21 protein-coding genes are annotated in these 17,424 nt (G+C 37.8%); all 21 read right to left on the bottom strand.

Annotated elements, in window-relative coordinates; all coding sequences use genetic code 11:
• Positions 1-8: 8 nt before the first annotated feature.
• The 21 genes from AC4D4A_RS10605 to hslV all read right to left on the bottom strand — a co-directional run bounded on the left by AC4D4A_RS10605 (position 9) and on the right by hslV (position 17,415).
• The gene (locus AC4D4A_RS10605) at positions 9-371 is read right to left on the bottom strand and encodes a response regulator (protein ID WP_490995878.1); all 363 of its coding nucleotides are present in this window, start codon (positions 369-371) and stop codon (positions 9-11) included.
• Positions 372-386: 15 nt separating this feature from the next.
• Positions 387-1,616 (bottom strand): flagellar motor switch phosphatase FliY, encoded by a 1,230-nt coding sequence (fliY, locus tag AC4D4A_RS10610; RefSeq protein WP_490995879.1) that lies wholly within the window; start codon positions 1,614-1,616, stop codon positions 387-389.
• Positions 1,613-2,605 (bottom strand): flagellar motor switch protein FliM, encoded by a 993-nt coding sequence (gene fliM / locus AC4D4A_RS10615; protein WP_490995880.1) that lies wholly within the window; start codon positions 2,603-2,605, stop codon positions 1,613-1,615. Before fliM ends, fliY begins: the two co-directional genes overlap by 4 nt.
• Positions 2,606-2,650: 45 nt before the next feature.
• Positions 2,651-3,076, bottom strand: coding sequence for a flagellar basal body-associated protein FliL (gene fliL / locus AC4D4A_RS10620; protein WP_490995881.1), 426 nt, complete (start codon positions 3,074-3,076; stop codon positions 2,651-2,653).
• On the bottom strand, positions 3,066-3,287 hold the full coding sequence (locus AC4D4A_RS10625; RefSeq protein ID WP_490995882.1) for a flagellar FlbD family protein: 222 nt from the start codon (positions 3,285-3,287) through the stop codon (positions 3,066-3,068). Before AC4D4A_RS10625 ends, fliL begins: the two co-directional genes overlap by 11 nt.
• A gap of 46 nt (positions 3,288-3,333) precedes the next feature.
• Positions 3,334-4,131 (bottom strand): flagellar basal body rod protein FlgG, encoded by a 798-nt coding sequence (gene flgG, locus AC4D4A_RS10630; protein ID WP_490995883.1) that lies wholly within the window; start codon positions 4,129-4,131, stop codon positions 3,334-3,336.
• 84 nt (positions 4,132-4,215) lie between these two features.
• Positions 4,216-4,605 (bottom strand): TIGR02530 family flagellar biosynthesis protein, encoded by a 390-nt coding sequence (locus AC4D4A_RS10635; protein ID WP_490995884.1) that lies wholly within the window; start codon positions 4,603-4,605, stop codon positions 4,216-4,218.
• A gap of 18 nt (positions 4,606-4,623) precedes the next feature.
• Positions 4,624-5,259: a flagellar hook assembly protein FlgD gene (flgD, locus tag AC4D4A_RS10640; protein WP_490995885.1), complete on the bottom strand. Its 636-nt coding sequence runs from the start codon at positions 5,257-5,259 to the stop codon at positions 4,624-4,626.
• Positions 5,260-5,270: 11 nt separating this feature from the next.
• A complete protein-coding gene (locus tag AC4D4A_RS10645; RefSeq protein WP_490995886.1) occupies positions 5,271-6,596 on the bottom strand; it encodes a flagellar hook-length control protein FliK in 1,326 nt (441 codons plus the stop codon).
• Positions 6,597-6,629: 33 nt separating this feature from the next.
• Complete coding sequence (locus AC4D4A_RS10650) at positions 6,630-7,229, bottom strand: MotE family protein (RefSeq protein WP_490995887.1); 600 nt, start codon at positions 7,227-7,229, stop codon at positions 6,630-6,632.
• Between the two features lie 23 nt (positions 7,230-7,252).
• Complete coding sequence (gene fliJ / locus AC4D4A_RS10655) at positions 7,253-7,693, bottom strand: flagellar export protein FliJ (protein WP_490995888.1); 441 nt, start codon at positions 7,691-7,693, stop codon at positions 7,253-7,255.
• 4 nt (positions 7,694-7,697) lie between these two features.
• Entirely contained in the window at positions 7,698-9,008 is a 1,311-nt protein-coding gene (gene fliI, locus AC4D4A_RS10660) for a flagellar protein export ATPase FliI (protein WP_490995889.1), read from the bottom strand.
• On the bottom strand, positions 9,005-9,769 hold the full coding sequence (gene fliH / locus AC4D4A_RS10665) for a flagellar assembly protein FliH (RefSeq protein ID WP_490995890.1): 765 nt from the start codon (positions 9,767-9,769) through the stop codon (positions 9,005-9,007). Before fliH ends, fliI begins: the two co-directional genes overlap by 4 nt.
• On the bottom strand, positions 9,762-10,781 hold the full coding sequence (gene fliG / locus AC4D4A_RS10670; RefSeq protein WP_490995891.1) for a flagellar motor switch protein FliG: 1,020 nt from the start codon (positions 10,779-10,781) through the stop codon (positions 9,762-9,764). Before fliG ends, fliH begins: the two co-directional genes overlap by 8 nt.
• Positions 10,782-10,794: 13 nt before the next feature.
• A complete protein-coding gene (gene fliF, locus AC4D4A_RS10675) occupies positions 10,795-12,387 on the bottom strand; it encodes a flagellar basal-body MS-ring/collar protein FliF (protein WP_490995892.1) in 1,593 nt (530 codons plus the stop codon).
• 108 nt (positions 12,388-12,495) lie between these two features.
• Positions 12,496-12,804, bottom strand: a complete 309-nt coding sequence (gene fliE / locus AC4D4A_RS10680; protein ID WP_490995893.1) for a flagellar hook-basal body complex protein FliE — start codon at positions 12,802-12,804, stop codon at positions 12,496-12,498.
• Between the two features lie 18 nt (positions 12,805-12,822).
• The gene (locus AC4D4A_RS10685) at positions 12,823-13,341 is read right to left on the bottom strand and encodes a flagellar basal body rod protein FlgC (RefSeq protein WP_490995894.1); all 519 of its coding nucleotides are present in this window, start codon (positions 13,339-13,341) and stop codon (positions 12,823-12,825) included.
• A 2-nt stretch (positions 13,342-13,343) separates the two neighbouring features.
• Complete coding sequence (gene flgB, locus AC4D4A_RS10690; RefSeq protein ID WP_490995895.1) at positions 13,344-13,736, bottom strand: flagellar basal body rod protein FlgB; 393 nt, start codon at positions 13,734-13,736, stop codon at positions 13,344-13,346.
• A 795-nt stretch (positions 13,737-14,531) separates the two neighbouring features.
• Positions 14,532-15,308 carry a GTP-sensing pleiotropic transcriptional regulator CodY gene (gene codY / locus AC4D4A_RS10695; RefSeq protein WP_490995896.1) on the bottom strand — a complete coding sequence of 259 codons (777 nt, stop codon included), beginning with the start codon at positions 15,306-15,308 and terminating at the stop codon, positions 14,532-14,534.
• Positions 15,309-15,440: 132 nt separating this feature from the next.
• Complete coding sequence (gene hslU / locus AC4D4A_RS10700) at positions 15,441-16,856, bottom strand: ATP-dependent protease ATPase subunit HslU (RefSeq protein ID WP_490995897.1); 1,416 nt, start codon at positions 16,854-16,856, stop codon at positions 15,441-15,443.
• Between the two features lie 16 nt (positions 16,857-16,872).
• Positions 16,873-17,415: an ATP-dependent protease subunit HslV gene (hslV, locus tag AC4D4A_RS10705; RefSeq protein WP_490995898.1), complete on the bottom strand. Its 543-nt coding sequence runs from the start codon at positions 17,413-17,415 to the stop codon at positions 16,873-16,875.
• Positions 17,416-17,424: the final 9 nt, after the last annotated feature.

Genomic DNA, 17,424 nt, shown 5'->3' on the forward strand with positions numbered 1-17,424 from the left:
TCCCCTCTTTACGATAATGCTTTGCTGATTGCCTCCAAAACTCGGTCAGCTGCAAAAGGTTTTACAATAAAATCCTTTGCACCTGCTTGAATAGCATCAATAACCATTGCCTGCTGGCCCATTGCCGAACACATAATAACCTTGGCATTTGGATTGCTTTTGCGTATTTCTTTTAATGCTGTAATCCCGTCCATCTCCGGCATTGTAATATCCATTGTGACTAAATCAGGATTTGTTTCTTTGTACAGCTCAATCGCCTGATGACCATCCGCTCCTTCTCCTACAACCTCATATCCATTCTTTACCAGAATATCTTTGATCATCATTCTCATAAATGCAGCATCATCGACTACTAAAATTTTGTGTGACATTCTATTTCCCCCAGCTTACTTTAATTTTTTCAGACGGTCTGTTCGGCTAATAATATCTGTAACCCGAACACCAAAATTTTCATCAATTACAACTACTTCTCCTTTGGCAATCAAACGCTTATTCACCAAAATATCGACCGGTTCACCGGCTAATTTATCCAATTCAATAATAGATCCTGATGAAAGCTCAAGAATTTCTTTGACGGACCGATTCGTTCTTCCCAGTTCTACGGTTACCTGCAAAGGAATATCCAATAACATATTGAGGTTATTAGCCTCTTTTTCATCTAACCGCTGCGGGTGTTCAAATTCAGAAAACGTGGCAGGCTGTACCTGAACCAGCTGGCTATAGGGAGCAGAATTCGTCCCCAGATATTGATTGCTTTGCATATTAATCTCTGTTTTACCTCCCAACAGTGCGTACTCGTTATTGTGCTCTTCTTGATACGATTGATCAGATACTGTTCCCGCCACTCTCTCATCACTTGACATCATAGTTGGTTCCACTCCACTCATGGAATAAGCAGGTGGTTGATTCTGTTGTATTTTTTCTCCCATATCAGGAGACGTATTCTTCATCAATTCATCTACTAAACTTCTGGCGAAATGCGCAGGCAATAATTGCATGATATAGGAATCTATTAAGTTCCCTATCGTTAATCTAAAAGATACTTTCACAAGCAAGTCATCTTTGGGAAAAACATCATGTCCAGACCCTTCCATTAAATCTATAAGCTCTATGGATGGAGGCGAGATATCTACACGCTTATTAAAAACAGTCGACATTGAGGTTGCAGCAGAGCCCATCATTTGATTCATCGCTTCCTGTACAGCGCTTAGATGAATCTCTGATAAATCTTCAGCTGGAGAATGCCCATCTCCTCCCAGCATTAAATCGGCAATAATAGCAGCATCGGACTGCTTAATGACCAACAAATTAGAACCAATAAAACCTTCTGTATATTCCACCTGAATGGCTACATATGGCTGTGGAAATTCCTCCACTAATTTTTCACTGGCAACTATCGAAATACAAGGTGTCGTTATATCCACTTTATAATTTAAAAGTATGGATAAGGCCGTTGCTGAGCTTCCAAATGATATATTGCCAATTTCACCAAGAGCATCCTGCTCTATTGATGAAAAATAATCTCCTATCACTGGTGAAGTGGGAAACACATCCTGATTAGAACTATCTAATAAAGCATCAATTTCTTCCTGAGTAAGTCTTTCATTATTCATCATTCTAAGTCTCCCCCTTTCAAGTTCTCCAATATTTGAATGCCTATCTTCTTATTTACCTTCCCTGCCTGTCCAAGGAATTTAGGTACATCTCCTATGGACAGCACGATTGGGCTGTCTATTGGCTGACCTAATTCAATAACATCCCCCACAGTTAGGTTTAAGAAGTCCTGGATTAAAATATCAGCAGTTCCCAATTGAGCAATCAGAGGTAACTCTGCTGTTCGAACTTGTTGTTCTATCGCTTGTATTTCAATCGGTTCTCTTTTCTTTTTGTTTGTATGCATCCAATAGTGTACAGATAATTTAGGAATAATAGGCTCTAACACTACATGCGGGATACATATATTTATCATTCCGCTAACTTCACCGATTGTAATATTTAATGAAATTACAACCACCGTATCATTAGGGGAAACCATCTGTAAGAATTGTGGATTAACCTCAAACTCTGATAGCTCCGGGTTTATATCGGCTATGTTAGCCCACGCTTCCTTTAGATTCTCAAATGCACGCTCAAATAGATTGGACATAATTTTGGTTTCTATCTCTGTGAGGCTCTCAACTTTATTAAGACTCGAACCTCTGCCGCCTAATACGCGATCAAGCATGGTATAAGCGATAACCGGATTAACTTCCATCAAGATTCTTCCATCCAAAGGGGGAACCTCAAAAACATTCATAATCGTCATTTTAGGAATTGAACGTATAAATTCTTCATACGGAAGCTGATCAGCTGTCGCAACATTGATATTGACATACGTGCGTAACTGGGCTGAAAAATAGGTGGTTAGTAAACGAGCGAAATTCTCATGTATTCTGGTTAAATTTCGAATTTGGTCTTTCGAAAACCGTAAAGCTCTTTTAAAATCATAAACCCTTACTTTTCTTTCATTCTCTTCCTTTTTCAATTCATCTGCATCCATTTCACCAGTTGAGAGGGCAGATAATAATGCATCAATTTCATTCTGTGATAAAACCTCGCCAGACAATCGAATCACCTCCGTAGTTTCAGATACTTTTATGTCCGTCGCTTTTTATTGGAGAATAGACGAGGTAGTATAAACTTGAATAACCTTACCTTCCTGCATCAACTCGTTCACTTGTTCCTTAAGTTTATTTTCAAACTCCAGTTTGCCCTTTTTATCATTCAGTTGTTCAGATTTCATCTCAGATAATTCTTTAATAACAATGTCATTTACTTGGAAAATTCTTTTTTCTAATTCCTCTTTTGCCTTTTTACCGTCTGTTTCCATCATATATGTCACTCGAATTAACGTATTATCCGTTAAGTTAGTCGTAATTTCCGGTATTTCAACAGAATATTTAATAACCTCATCAATACTCGGTTCTTTATCTGCAGAGTCGCCTGTATAATTCATTAACACAACAACAGCGATGATCCCAAGCAAAGAAATAGCTGACAAAAATACAAGTATTATGGTGATTAATTTATTCTTCATCGTTATCCTCCCGGTTCTGCTGATGTCCTAAAACGTTTATGCTGCGATAAAAATGATTAATCAACTGTATAAGTTCTCTTTCCTCAGTTGCGACGATTAACTTTTTTCCATTGGTAAGTGTTATAGTCGTATCTGGATTGGCTTCTACAGACTCAATGAATAATGCATTTAAAAAGTATTTTTTTCCGTTCAATTTGGTTACCTGTATCATAATTGGGAGGGCTAAAGGATTTCTTTAGCCCCTGCCTCCTTTACCATTACCTTTTCAAATTAACTAATTCCTGAAGGATTTCATCAGATGTTGTGATAATTCGGGTATTAGCCTGAAACCCGCGTTGTGCCACAATCATGTCTGTAAATTCTTCAGATAAATCCACATTTGACATTTCAAGTCGACCTGATGTCAGTTTTCCTCGACCTGCTGTGTCAGCTGTTCCTATATTAGGTTCACCAGAGTTTACAGATTCCTGGAATGTATTATTGCCAGCTTTAGTTAAACCGGCCGGGTTAGTGAATTTAGCTACTCCAATGGTGGCTATCGTGCTACTAGTTCCATTTGCATCGACACCAGTAATTTCGCCGCCCTGTCCAATACTGAAGCTGACAGTACCAGCAGGGATAACAATATCAGTACCAGGGTCAGTATTATTCTGAACCTTAAATCCCTCACTCGTTACAAGTGTGCCTTCTTTATCTAAATAAAAATTCCCCGCACGAGTGTAAAATGATTCAGTTCCATTTCTAACCACGAAATATCCATCACCTTCAATAGAAAAATCCAGTGTACGATTGGTCGTTTGGGCACTTCCCTGTGTATCAATATTATCAATTGAAGCCAGTGAGCTTCCGAGGCCTACCTGAATAGCATTCGTACCGCCCTTATCAGCAGTGGCTCCACTGGCACCGGAAACAGTTTGGCTCATTGTATCTTTAAATGTAACCCTGCCCTTTTTAAATCCATATGTGTTCACATTTGCGATGTTATTACCGATTACATCCAATTTTGTTTGGAAGTTTTTTAATCCGCTAATACCAGAATACATGGAACGTAACATATTATTATTTTTCCCCTTTCAGCTTGGCTGTATCAGTCGATCAACAGCCTTGGCTTCCTCTCATGAGGTCCAGCCATCCATTTTTTATTTTAAAATGATTGCCCCATTAATATTTGTGAATATTTGGGCTCCCGCTTCGTCTCTATCCATTGCAGTAATGACCGTATTATTTTTTGCATTTACAATGAGAGCTGCATGATCCATCAACACCAATGAATCATTTAAACCCTTGCGCCTTGCTTCAGCCAATTTCACTTCCAACTGGCCCCATTGATGTTCATCTATTTGTAAATTTCGTTGTTGGATGCGCTGTTGGGCATGCTTGCTGATTGTAATACCTTTAGTTGCAGTTTCCAGTTCAGGCCTAAGAAAGCTTTCAAATGTATCATTTCCACTTTTCATTTGGTTTTTTTGTGCACTTTTAAGTGGATTGGCAACCGGCAATTGTGGCCTGAATATAATTTTTTGATCCATTGACTTCGCCTCTTATCTTTATCCTACTTTAATCAATTGATTGAGAAGCAAAGAGGTTTTCGCTTCATCATTCACCTCTAGTTTGACTTTTCCATCTCTTTGAAAGACCGAAGATACTTCTGCAGTGTGTTCTTCACCTTTATCATCCAGCCAGGTCACTTGTTTCCCTATTAAACGACTTGCTTCGGCAAGATTATTGCCCTCTGATAGCTGATTTATGGAAGAAATATTTGCTGGCTCTAAAACAGTTCCATCTTCTAGAATAAATTTCACACTCTCATCAACAAATTGAATTGATTTCACGACACCCTTTCCTTCTACAACCTCGGTGTCCCCACCTTCGTTATCTGGGTTCGCCATTTTATGATAGGTCACTTCCTGCCCTACAAACTGTGAATAGGTGATTAATAGATTTTGATTTTGTGAGTTCACAAAGCTCTCTAACGTCGTATTCATATTCGTCATTTGTTCAAGACTTGAGAAGGTTGCCATTTGCGCTATAAAGTCCGTATCGTCCATTGGGCTGGTTGGATCCTGATTTTGTAGCTGTGTTAGCAATAATTTCAGAAAATCATCCTTATCCAGGTTATTTTTTACTTCCCTCGTTTGATTTTGCAAGGAACTGTATAAAAGACTTGTATCAATCGTTGTCAAAATGATTCCTCCTATATTTCTTGATTAATGATTGATTCTTCCAGAACACTTGAAAAGCCTGAAAATAATTCTTCATCATGATCCCCAACATTATGATCTTCCTGGTGTTCATGCTGATTTCTCCTCTCTTCAGAAGGAGATTCTTCTTGAAAAAGCGCATCCTGTGATTGTTCAAGGTCTATTTTGTCGAAATCAATTCCCTGTGTAGCCAATGAGACTCTTAATCCTTGAAGTTGGGATTCTAATAGCTCTTTACCTTTTTGTGTATTGGCAATAATTTTGGCTACCAGCTGTCCGTCTTTTTGTATTAATTCAATCTGCAAGGTTCCCAGGTTCTCCGGTGTCAATCGAACAAATAATCTTTGAATACCATTTTGGTTTGTATAATTCGCTTTAGCTAAGAGAGATTCAAATGATTTAATAAATTCATCTGCTCCAACCGCTTGTCCACCTTTTTCAAGGGTCAAGGCAGGACTCTGCTGCTGTGTTTGTAACTGCAGTTCTCCAATCATGACTGGTTGGTTTAACGGAATATCTGCACTTTTTGCAGGCACGGGATTGAATCCTGCAATAGAACCACCATTTTTGAAGTTTACTGTATACGTTTTGGATTGCAGATTGTATGCATTCATTCCTATATCTCTTAGTGAGGCAGGATTGTTTTTTACATCTGCCGGGATTGCTTTTTTTGTTTCATTCATAGCTGTCAATTTATCTTTCCAGTTCAATAAAAGAGCATCCAATTGACCTACACTTTCTGTCCCTTTTTGATTGAACGTATGCTCATGGCTCATCACAACCAATTTCCCGAAATTCAACAGAGTAAGAAATGCATTTTTTTGATCATTCGTTAAACCTTCAAATGGTTTTGCTAACCCATTAGTTAAAATGCCATTCAGTGTTTCAATATCCTCTTTAGTGGGAGGCAATTGAGTAAAGTCAATCTCCTTAAAAGTATCCTGAGAATCCACTAAACTCCTGAGCGCTTCTTTAATTGCTTCAGAAGGATTTTCACCGAGGAGTTGTTGAATAAACTCTAATTTTGGGATAGCTTCCTGATTATTGGTTAGCAGTATATTTAACAGCTCAAATGCTTCTTCCATCTCTTCAAGTCCCTCTTTTTCCAGAAAACTCAAAGTATCATCTACTTCAACTCCATCATTCAGTACTTCATATACTTGATCCTCGGTTTTCTCTGGTTTGTCCAAGCTCTTTTCGTCTTGGAGCATTTTATGAAAAGGTTTGTCCTGAGATTTTTTATTCATTTGCACTTGGTCCTTAGGTAAAGCAGTTGTTTTTACAAATTGGTTGTTAGGCAATACACCCATCTGATTCATTCATTCACCTCCTTTCAATCTTTGCCTTTCCCCTTAAGAATCTTCAGCACCATTAGTTTTCTCAGCCGAGATTTTTTCCATTAATACGGCAGCTTTTTTAGCTTCCATCTTTTCCATAATGTCAGCCAAGGTTTCTGTAGTAATAGAGGATAAGATTTTCACCGCTTCTTTCTCATTCATTTCTGCTACTATTAAGGCCGCCTGCTTGGGCGCCATTTTCTCATAGGTATCAATGATATCTTTTGAGGATCTTGAGTTTTGTTCTTTTTTTTGATCTAGTTCTGAAATCGTCTGTTCCAGTTGCTCTACGGATAACTGAATGCGCTTCAGCTCAATCTCCTTGTTATCCAGCAATTTTTCAAGACTTTCCGTTTCTTTCTCTTTATCCTTAAGCTCTGACTTAAGACTTGCAATTTCTTTCACATAGTCCGCTTGATTTGTCTGTTTTTCTACCTTTTCCTCACTCTCACCTAAAAAGGGAATATTTTCAGCAAGTTTTCCAGCTTGACTCCCTATACTTTTACCTGAGAAAGTTGCAATGATTACCACAATTCCAGCTATAAATATCAGAACAATCAATAAAGTAAGAACCAAATTCAGTTTACTAAAGCCTTTGTTTTTCTTTTCTTCCATACGATCCAACTACTACGCCTCCATCATGAACGGCTCATATATTGTTGAATAGATATTTCATCCATTTGCCGATTTTCTTCGTATTTCATTGTATTAAAATATCTTTGAAAATCTTTCTCTTTGATCTTCTCGTATTTCTTTACCTCTACATTGCTTTCAATCAGAAGCTGATGATAAAAGTTCATTTTAGACCGTGTATCCATCACGCGCTTTTGATAATGGGCAATCATCTTTTCATGATTATCCAAAAAATGCTGATTATATCTGACTTGCTGTACGGATAATCCCTGTTTTAATTGCTCTGATTGTGAATCTAATAACTCTTCTTTCTTTTTCAGCACTTGATAGAGATTTTCGGCTTCTGATTCAAACTCTTTTACAGCTTCTGTATATTTTGACGCTGAATCGTTCTTTTCTTTTTCTTTTATCGTTAATATTTTTTCGAATTTATACTGATAGTGCATTGAATCATCCACCCATCTCTACTAATAAGTTCAATTGTTCGATACTTTGCTGTTTCGTCACTTTTTCATTTACACCCTGTTTTAAATACTCAATGATTGCTGGATATTTAGTAATAGCTTCATCGATGATTTGGTTAGAGCCTTTTTTATAGGCACCAATATTAATTAAATCTTCTGCTTCCAGATAAGCAGCTAGGGATTGTCGTACCTTTTCAGCTGCTTTAGCATGAGTTGGTTCTATAATATGAGCCATTATTCTACTGATACTTTTTAAAATATTGATTGCTGGAAACTGTCCCTTATTGGCAAGGTCTCTATCTAAAACAAAATGTCCATCTAATATTCCTCGTACTGTATCAGCAATAGGTTCATTCATATCATCACCGTCTACCAATACTGTATAAAAGGCTGTTATCGTTCCCTTACTGTTCGTTCCGGTTCTCTCTAGCAATCTTGGCAGGATACTGAAGACAGAGGGAGTATATCCTTTAGTTGTCGGCGGTTCCCCAACAGCTAACCCCAATTCTCTCTGTGCCATGGCAATCCTTGTAACCGAATCCATCATCAGCATGACATTCATCCCCCGATCGCGAAAAAACTCAGCTATGGCTGTTGCTGTATAAGCGGCCTTAATTCTCATTAAGGGCGGCTGATCAGATGTGGCCACAACTACTATCGATCTTTTTAATCCATGAGGGCCTAAATCTCTTTCGATAAATTCACGGACTTCTCTCCCACGTTCACCAACAAGAGCTATCACATTTAAATCAGCTGTAGTATTCCTGGCAATCATTCCTAATAATGTGCTCTTTCCTACTCCGCTTCCGGCAAAAATTCCGACCCTCTGACCTTTTCCAACCGTTAGTAAACTATCAATCATGCGGACACCCGTTTCAATTCCCTCATCAATGGGCGGACGTGACATTGGATTTGGAGGATCCTGCTCTGTTGCTGTAGAGGATAAACCGTATGGAAGTGATCCTCCATCAAGTGGGTTTCCGATTGCATCAAGTGCCTTGCCTATCAAACCTGTTCCTACTTTGATCTCGAGCGGTTTTCGAGTCGCCTCTACAATAGAGCCGGGTGCTATCTCACTTACAGCACTATACGGCATTAAAATGACAATCTCATCCCGGAATCCTACTACTTCAGCCTTTACCTTGTTCTTTTTGCCGGTATGGATCAAGCATACATCTCCAATTGAGCTGGCCGGCCCCTGAGACTCAATCATAAGACCTACCACTCTTTTAATTCGCCCGTATCTCTTAAACGTATCGAGGGTATCAATTTGATCTATTAATTGAGAGACTTTCATGAGAGGTCCTCCTCAAGGATTTCCTGAAGCTTAATTCTGATTTGTTCCAGCTGTTCATCCACACTTGCTACCAAACGTCCATTGGATGATTCAATTACACATCCATTTCCTTCTAACTCATCATTCGGATAGATATAAAACTCTGTTTCTCTTGGAAATAAGGACATTAATTCTTTTTTATGTGTTAAGACAAAAGAGTAATGAAGTGGAGGAACATGCAGTTCAATATTTTTATATTCTCGCGCTTCCTTAATTGCTTTTTTCACAATAAATAAATAATCTTCCTCATTTTCGTCTAAGTGCTGATTCATAATTTTTTCAGCTACCTTTATTCCGAGGTTGAGGATGGTAAACTCAGACTTTTCCACAACAGATTGGTATTCTTTTTTAGCTTGGTTCATTGTCTCTTGTGCAAGGTTCAGCATGTGCTGATATTCTCTTTTTGAGTCCGAAGCACCCTGTTCCTTGCCAATGAGATACCCTTCCTGTCTGGCCTCTTCAATGAGAATTTGTTTTTCCTTATCCCATTGCTTTACTTCTTCCTGTATCTTTAGATAAACTTGGTCAGCCTGTTTCTGAGCTTCTAAAACAATTGCCTCAGCTTTTTGATTGGCTTCCTTCAAGAGCCGATTTAAATCAGAAGCTACTGACTCTTCTTGAAAAAGGGACTCATTCTGTTCATTCATTATTTTTTTAATCTGGATTATTTTCTTCTCTTGCGCATGTGTTTCTGTATAATGGGACTTTATAATTCTAGACAATAATGTCATCTCCCCCACCACGGGCTAGGACGATTTCACCGGCATCCTCCAGGCGTCGAATAATCGCAACAATTCTTGACTGCGCTTCTTCTACATCCCGTAAACGAACCGGTCCCATAAATTCCATCTCCTCTGTAAATGTATCGACCATCCGTTTGGACATGTTTTTATAAACAATTTCCTTAACCTCTTCACTGGCGACTTTAAGAGACAGCATTAAATCTTCGTTTTCTACATCTTTAATCACCCTTTGGATGGCTCTATTATCCAAGGTGACAATGTCTTCGAATACAAACATTCGTTTCTTGATTTCTTCAGCTAATTCTGGATCCTGTATTTCTAAAGCATCCAAAATGGTTCTTTCTGTTGAACGGTCAACGCCATTTAACACTTCTACAACAGCTTCAATTCCACCGGTTTGTGTATAGTCTTGCGTAACAGTTGCAGATAGCTTTCGTTCCAGAATTTGTTCTACCTCATTGATTATTTCAGGTGATGTGCTGTCCATTAAGGCAATCCGTTTTGCTACATCTGCCTGCATTTCCTGAGGAAGCTCCGATAAAATCTGTCCTGCCTGTCCCGCTTCCAAATACGATAGGATTAAGGCAATCGTTTGAGGATGCTCATTTTGTATAAAATTTAGGATTTGGCCTGGATCTGCTTTTCTGACAAAATCAAAGGGCTTCACCTGCAGAGATGATGTTAATCGATTGATAATGGCCTGCGCCTGGTCACTGCCCAATGCTTTTTCTAATACAGTTTTGGCATAACCAATTCCACCCTGAGAAATGTAATCCTGTGCCAGCGCAATCGTATGGAACTCATCTACGATATCTTCCTTCTCTTTTGGGCCCACCTTTCGTACGCCTGAAATTTCTAAGGTCAGCTTTTCAATTTCTTCTTCCGATAAATGCTTATAAACATTAGCAGATACATCTGGTCCCATTGAAATGAGCAGGACTGCAGCTTTTTGTTTTCCCGTTAGACCAGTTTTCTTATCTCTGATAGACATGTCTTCTTACCTCCTAGTCTTCCGTAATCCATGATCTTAAGAGCTTCGCAAATTCATCAGGCTTTTCTTTCGCCAATTTTTCAAGTTGCTTTCTTTTAACAGTGGCTTCTGATTCTGCTTCGTCTTCAATATCGGCTACCAAAACAGGAGGGATCGGTTCTTCATATTGTTCTATCTCAATTTCTTTATTCTTTCTGGATTTGATAATAAAAATTAAAAGCAAAATAATCGCTAAACATAATACACCGCCAATAACATAAATCCACCACGGAATACTGCTTTCCTCTTGTTCGTCAAATGTAATTTTTCCATTAAATGGCTGGATGGAAATCGCGATTTTTTCCTCTAATTGATCATCTGTCAAAGGATTCTCATTTTCTGATTTATCGATACTTGTTCGCACAATCGTCCCCAATATATCTCTAATATCAGTTATTCTTTCTTCTGGGAGAGAGTTGGTGTCATTGGCATCAGGTGGTTCAACCATAACCTGAATCCCCAAATCTCTTACTTTGTATGGTGATTCACTAATCTCTTTACGTATTCGATTTACCTCTGTATTTACTGTTTCCTCAGTCTTCTCATAATCGCCATTTCCATTTGACCCTTCAAGATACTGCGAACCCAATGAGTCTGAAGGATCTTCAGTAACAGGTGTACCGCCTTCTGCTCCTGCCCCCCCTGTATAGGTCTCAGATAGTTTTTGGGCACTAATCGTAAGACCTTCCATATTCTCCTCATCCACGGGTTCAACAAGATTTTCTTCTCTATTTTCTTGGGTAAAATCTACATCAGCTGTTACAGAAACAACAACTTTATCGTTACCCATGATTGTTCCAAGCATACTTTGAACCCTGCGCTGTATATCCTTCTCTATCTCTTTTTTTATTTCATTTTGAGATGCAAAGCTATCCGTACTATTGCTGCCATTATTATTTAAATCAAAGTACTCAAAATATTGATTCATAATGACGATATTATCTGTAGGAAGATTCGGGACGCTTTTTGAAACTAAATGATATAACGCTTGTATTTGCTTCTCTTCAAATTCCTGTCCAGGCTTTGTATTTAATACAATGGAAGCCGAAGCCTCTTCTTTTGTATCGCTGACGAATACCCCCTTGTCAGGGAGGGTGAGAATAACCTCAGCGCCTTGAACTCCTTCTATCCCTTTAATAAGGCCTGCTATTTCATTCTGCATAGCATCCTGTTTAATGACATTAAATTCATTATCAGTCATACCAAAGCTTGCATTTTCACTGAAATACGAATAATCTATACTTCCTGATTTCGGAATACCCTCTGCAGCAAGCTCAACTAGCAAAGTATCTGCCATTTCACTTGGAACTAGTATCGTACTGCCATTGTCAGCGATTTCCGACTTGATCCCTCTGCCATCCAGATTCTCTTTTATAGATCCCGTTTCTGTTGGTGAAAGATCACTATATAGAGGAACGAGCGTTGTTCTTGAAGTAAGATAAACCACAGCAGCAGCAATTAGTATTACTGCAGCCATCATACTGATATAGAGTGTTTTCTGTTTACTAGAACGACTCTTCCAAAAATCTTTGATTTGATTTCCAATTTTTATGAACGTTTCCTTCATCATGATCCCCCGAACTTAGCTTTTGCATCAATATTAACGTCCACAGAGACTTCCCTGTCGTTTGTAGGGAATATTAATTTCGTTGGGACAATGCATATATTATTTTTTCTACATGCTCATTCTCATTATTTCCTGATAAGCTTCGACTGCTTTATTGCGGACTTCCATTGCTGCCTGCAGCGTTATACTCGCTTTTTGTGATGTAATCATTACATTATGCAAATCAACATTTTCACCAAGTGCTAATTTTTGTGTCATCGCAGCTGATTCTTGCTGAGTCGTATTAATTTCTTCAATAGATTTCTTGAGGACGGACGCAAAGGAGTTTTGAGATTCGTATGGTGTAGTATTGGGTGATTTAGGTAGTTTTTGAGTGAAAATTGAAGAAACAGAGTTGTTTAATTGAATTGGTTCCATCCTAATAGCCCCCTAATTTTATTTTCCTATTTCAAGTGCTTTCATCATCATCCCTTTGGATGCATTGAATACTGTAACATTCGCTTCATATGACCTTGTTGCGCTAATTAAATCAACTGTTTCACGCAATGGATCAACATTAGGCATTTTAACGTAACCCGTTTCTGGATCAGCGTCTGCATGGGCTGGATCATAGACAAGTTTATAATCAGGTTCCTCGATATACCCAGCTTCATTGGCTGCCTGATTACTTGGGTCGTAAACCATATTGACCTCTTCCTTAATCGAAGCAACTCTAACACCATTACCAACAGTAGATTGATTTGTTTTATTCATAGCAGTATTTAAAAAACTCGAAAACCCATTATCCTTTGTTTGCAATACAACCGATTTCCTTTGATAAGGTTGCCATTCCCCATCAACATACTTGCCTCTTGTTGTTTCAGCGTTGGCCATATTGGATGAAATCACATCCATACGCAGTCGCTGTGCTGTTAACGCACTGGATGTAATGTTCATGCCAGTGAACAAACCCATACCTACTTACCTCCCTGTATAACACTTTTTAATGTTTGAAAATTGCCATTCAGACGTTCAATCAATGCATTGTAATAGATTTGGTTAGTAGCCAAATCGCTCATTTCACTATCCATATCCACACTGTTTCCTGTACTATTGTAATTCTTATTGTCACTGGTTACTTGGATGGCACTGCTTCCTGTTTTCTCAAATTCAAAGTGTCTGCTATCGGTTTTAAATGATTGATTATTTATTTGTGTTGCTTGATTTAATTCAGATTTAAAACTCACATTTTTCGCTTTATAGTTAGGCGTGTCGACATTTGCAATATTTTGGGAGATAGCTTTCGATTTTAATGACGAGTAATTCAACCCTTGTTCTAGCAAGTTGACTGTGTTGGAAAAAAGCTTCATTTTATCACCCTTTCATTCTTAAAGAGTTTTCCCTACTCTATTAGTTATTCATTTACTACGACAAATCCTTCTATATATTGAACATCTATTCAATATACTACTATATTCACTATTATTTTACAGAGTAATATTACATATTTCTTTATTTTAAGTATAAATAAGACAAAATAGTCACATTTATAAAATATTTGTCATAATTTATATTAAAGAAAATTAACATAAAATGATAAGTACAATAGTCCTATTTTGACCAAGAAATTAACTTTTTTTATTTTTTATAGTTTATTTTTGCATTTACCTGGCTATTTTCACATTTTGTTCAAATATCAGCTGACAAAAAAACCGAACCCTATTTTATGGGTTCGGTTTTTTTCATTACAAATAGAGGTAAGAAGATAGCATGAAAACTTTTCATTGTTTCCCCACTAAAGTAGAGTAGTCATTTTTTAGTTTTTTCAGAAATAAAAAAGAGGATGGGGCATAACTTATAAACGATCCTGAAAAGACGAACGATATCTATTTTTTCGACTCTGAGTTAAGCTGAAGAAAGTACGTTCCATTGCGCGCTTCCTCCACTCGCTTTCCGCGGGGAGGAAGGCTTTAGCCTCCGTTACTTCCCGCAGTAGTCGGTGGCTTCCGCTCCATTCCACTAAGTTTAATAATGGTATACAGAAGTAACCAATCTATTGAAAACAAATAAAAATCCGAACTATTAGGCGTATTAAAATATCACCTATTAGTTCGGATTTATCACTGACTGAAATACTTATGTCCAAGCCTCTATTATTTGCTGTATTAACGTTTTAAACCTTCAAGCTCGTTTAAGAATTTAGCATTCAATACTTTGATATAAGTACCTTTCATACCTAAAGAACGAGATTCAATTACACCGGCACTTTCTAATTTTCTTAATGCATTAACAATAACAGAACGTGTAATTCCTACTCGGTCAGCTATTTTGGAAGCAACTAATAAACCTTCATTGCCTTTTAATTCTTCAAAGATATGCTCAATAGCTTCTAATTCACTGTAAGATAATGAACTGATAGCCATTTGAACAACAGCCTTGCTTCTAGCTTCCTCTTCAATTTCTTCTGCCTTTTCACGCAAAATTTCCATTCCAACAACAGTAGCACCGTATTCACCAAGAATTAAATCATCATCAGCGAATTTTTGTTCTACGCGGGAAAGAATTAGAGTACCAAGGCGCTCACCGCCACCTACGATAGGAATAATTGTTGTCCAGCCTGATTTGAATAATTCTTTGTTTTCAACAGGGAAAGCTGTATATTCGCTCTCAACATCAAGATTGGAAGATGTTTCTTTAACATTAAAAAGATTATTCGTATACTCTTCTGGAAATTGACGGTCTTCGAGCATTTTTTTCATACGCTCATTTTCAATTTGTTGGTTGATCTGGAAACCAAGTAATTTACCTCTGCGGCTGACTACGAAGATATTCGCCTGAATTACTTCACTTAAGCTTTCAGCCATTTCCTTAAAGTTAACTTGCTTTCCGCCTGTTTGTTGCAGCATCGAGTTTATTTTTCTTGTTTTATTCAGTAAATCCATTGTTTACTTCCTCCTATATTGTCTTCTTTTATGGATATTTATCAAGTTTATTGAGTGAACAGGATAATGGAAAAGAGTAAAATGTAACTAATTAGTTGTACCCTTGAGCAATAATCTGAAACATCAAACTACTTATAATATAAACTCACTTAAGTCTTTATTTTTAGATATTGCGCCCAGCTTTTCATCCACATACTTAGGGGTAATCATGATGTTCCCCATAGAAATTTCAGGAGCTTCAAATGATAAGTCCTCTAAAAGCTTTTCCATAATAGTATGTAATCTTCTTGCTCCAATGTTATCCGTGTTTTGGTTCACTTCAAAAGCAACCTCGGCTATCCTACGAATAGCTTCGTCTGAAAATTCAATTTCTATACCTTCTGTTTCTAATAATGCTATATATTGTTTAATTAGAGCGTTGTCAGGTTCTATTAACACTTTATAAAAATCATCCACAGATAATTTTTTAAGTTCTACTCTGATTGGAAAACGCCCTTGCAGTTCAGGAATAAGGTCAGAAGGCTTTGCTATATGGAAAGCACCTGCAGCAATAAATAAAACATGATCCGTTTTAACAGTACCGTATTTCGTTACGACTGTCGAACCTTCAACAACAGGCAGGATATCCCTTTGGACTCCCTCTCTGGATACGTCTGCTGAAGAGGCGCCGCCGCTCTTACTTGCTATTTTATCTATTTCATCAATAAAGATGATACCAGTCTGTTCAGCTCGTTCTATAGCTACCTGTGTTACCTCATCCATATCAATTAATTTTTGCGCTTCTTCATTTGCCAATACCTTACGTGCATCTTTAATAGCTAATTTTCGTTTTTTCTGTTTTTTAGGCATTAGATTACTGAATGCATCCTGCATATTCATGCCCATTTGTTCCATACCGGATCCCTGAAGCATATCAAACATGGATGGAGCCTGTTCTTCTACCTCAACAGTAATTACTTCTTCTTCTAACTCACCTTTTAATAAACGCTCTTTCATTAATCTGCGTTTTTCATATATATTTCTTTCTTCTTCCTGATTATCTTGATCAGATGAATTAGTAGTATCACCTGAACCGCCGAAAATCATTTCGAAAGGATTTTTAAAGGAAGACGACTTTTTGCCAGAAGGTACTAACAAATCTATAATTCGATTGTTAGCATTTTCTAATGCTTTATCCTTCACTTCCAGCATTCTTTCTTCTTTTACAAGTCTAACAGAAGTTTCAGCTAAATCACGCACCATGCTTTCCACATCACGTCCGACATAGCCAACCTCTGTGAATTTCGTTGCTTCCACTTTAATAAAAGGCGCTTTCACAATTTTAGCTATTCGTCGAGCTATTTCAGTTTTTCCAACACCAGTCGGTCCAATCATGAGAATATTTTTTGGTACAACCTCATCACGCATGTTTTCTTTTAAAAGACCGCGTCGATACCTATTTCTTAATGCAATAGCGACTGCTCTTTTAGCATCCGCTTGCCCAATTATGTATTGATCCAATTTCTCAACTATTTGTCTCGGTGTTAGATTTTTGATGTCCTGTTTCATTCTGACCCTCCTTTGTTCATAGCTCTTCCAAAATAATATTAGAATTCGTATATACACAAATTTCAGATGCAATTGTTAACGAAGCATGAGCAATTTCTCGAGCTGTCATATTTTCACCGGAAAATCGTTTTAAGGCACGTCCAGAGGAAAGCGCATAATTCCCACCGGAACCGATTGCCAATATTCCATCATCAGGCTCAATCACTTCTCCGGTACCTGAAATCAGCAGCATATGATTCGTATCCATTACGATCAACATAGCTTCAAGCTTACGTAAAACTTTATCGCTTCTCCAGGATTTAGCAAGTTCAACTGCTGCACGCTGCAAGTTTCCATTATATTCATGTAACTTACTCTCGAACATTTCAAATAATGAAAAAGCATCCGCAACAGAGCCTGCAAAACCGGCTAACACTTTTCCATTGAATAGTTTTCTCACTTTTTTTGCAGTGTGTTTCATAACAACGGCATTTCCCATTGTTACCTGACCATCACCAGCCATTGCACATTCCCCATTATGTTGTACTGCAAAAATGGTAGTAGCATGAAACTGTTCCATAATACAACT

This window comes from Pradoshia sp. Z5_111 (genome assembly GCF_058267535.1).

Excerpts from the sequence above, each read along its gene's own strand:
- AC4D4A_RS10605 (WP_490995878.1), bottom strand. The coding sequence starts at position 371 with ATGTCACACAAAATTTTAGTAGTCGATGATGCTGCATTTATGAGAATG.
- fliY (WP_490995879.1), bottom strand. The coding sequence starts at position 1,616 with ATGATGAATAATGAAAGACTTACTCAGGAAGAAATTGATGCTTTATTA.
- fliL (WP_490995881.1), bottom strand. The coding sequence starts at position 3,076 with ATGAAGAATAAATTAATCACCATAATACTTGTATTTTTGTCAGCTATT.
- AC4D4A_RS10625 (WP_490995882.1), bottom strand. The coding sequence starts at position 3,287 with ATGATACAGGTAACCAAATTGAACGGAAAAAAATACTTTTTAAATGCA.
- flgG (WP_490995883.1), bottom strand. The coding sequence starts at position 4,131 with ATGTTACGTTCCATGTATTCTGGTATTAGCGGATTAAAAAACTTCCAA.
- AC4D4A_RS10635 (WP_490995884.1), bottom strand. The coding sequence starts at position 4,605 with ATGGATCAAAAAATTATATTCAGGCCACAATTGCCGGTTGCCAATCCA.
- AC4D4A_RS10645 (WP_490995886.1), bottom strand. The coding sequence starts at position 6,596 with ATGAATCAGATGGGTGTATTGCCTAACAACCAATTTGTAAAAACAACT.
- AC4D4A_RS10650 (WP_490995887.1), bottom strand. The coding sequence starts at position 7,229 with ATGGAAGAAAAGAAAAACAAAGGCTTTAGTAAACTGAATTTGGTTCTT.
- fliJ (WP_490995888.1), bottom strand. The coding sequence starts at position 7,693 with ATGCACTATCAGTATAAATTCGAAAAAATATTAACGATAAAAGAAAAA.
- fliI (WP_490995889.1), bottom strand. The coding sequence starts at position 9,008 with ATGAAAGTCTCTCAATTAATAGATCAAATTGATACCCTCGATACGTTT.
- fliG (WP_490995891.1), bottom strand. The coding sequence starts at position 10,781 with ATGTCTATCAGAGATAAGAAAACTGGTCTAACGGGAAAACAAAAAGCT.
- fliF (WP_490995892.1), bottom strand. The coding sequence starts at position 12,387 with ATGAAGGAAACGTTCATAAAAATTGGAAATCAAATCAAAGATTTTTGG.
- fliE (WP_490995893.1), bottom strand. The coding sequence starts at position 12,804 with ATGGAACCAATTCAATTAAACAACTCTGTTTCTTCAATTTTCACTCAA.
- AC4D4A_RS10685 (WP_490995894.1), bottom strand. The coding sequence starts at position 13,341 with ATGGGTTTGTTCACTGGCATGAACATTACATCCAGTGCGTTAACAGCA.
- flgB (WP_490995895.1), bottom strand. The coding sequence starts at position 13,736 with ATGAAGCTTTTTTCCAACACAGTCAACTTGCTAGAACAAGGGTTGAAT.
- codY (WP_490995896.1), bottom strand. The coding sequence starts at position 15,308 with ATGGATTTACTGAATAAAACAAGAAAAATAAACTCGATGCTGCAACAA.
- hslU (WP_490995897.1), bottom strand. The coding sequence starts at position 16,856 with ATGAAACAGGACATCAAAAATCTAACACCGAGACAAATAGTTGAGAAA.
- hslV (WP_490995898.1), bottom strand. The coding sequence starts at position 17,415 with ATGGAACAGTTTCATGCTACTACCATTTTTGCAGTACAACATAATGGG.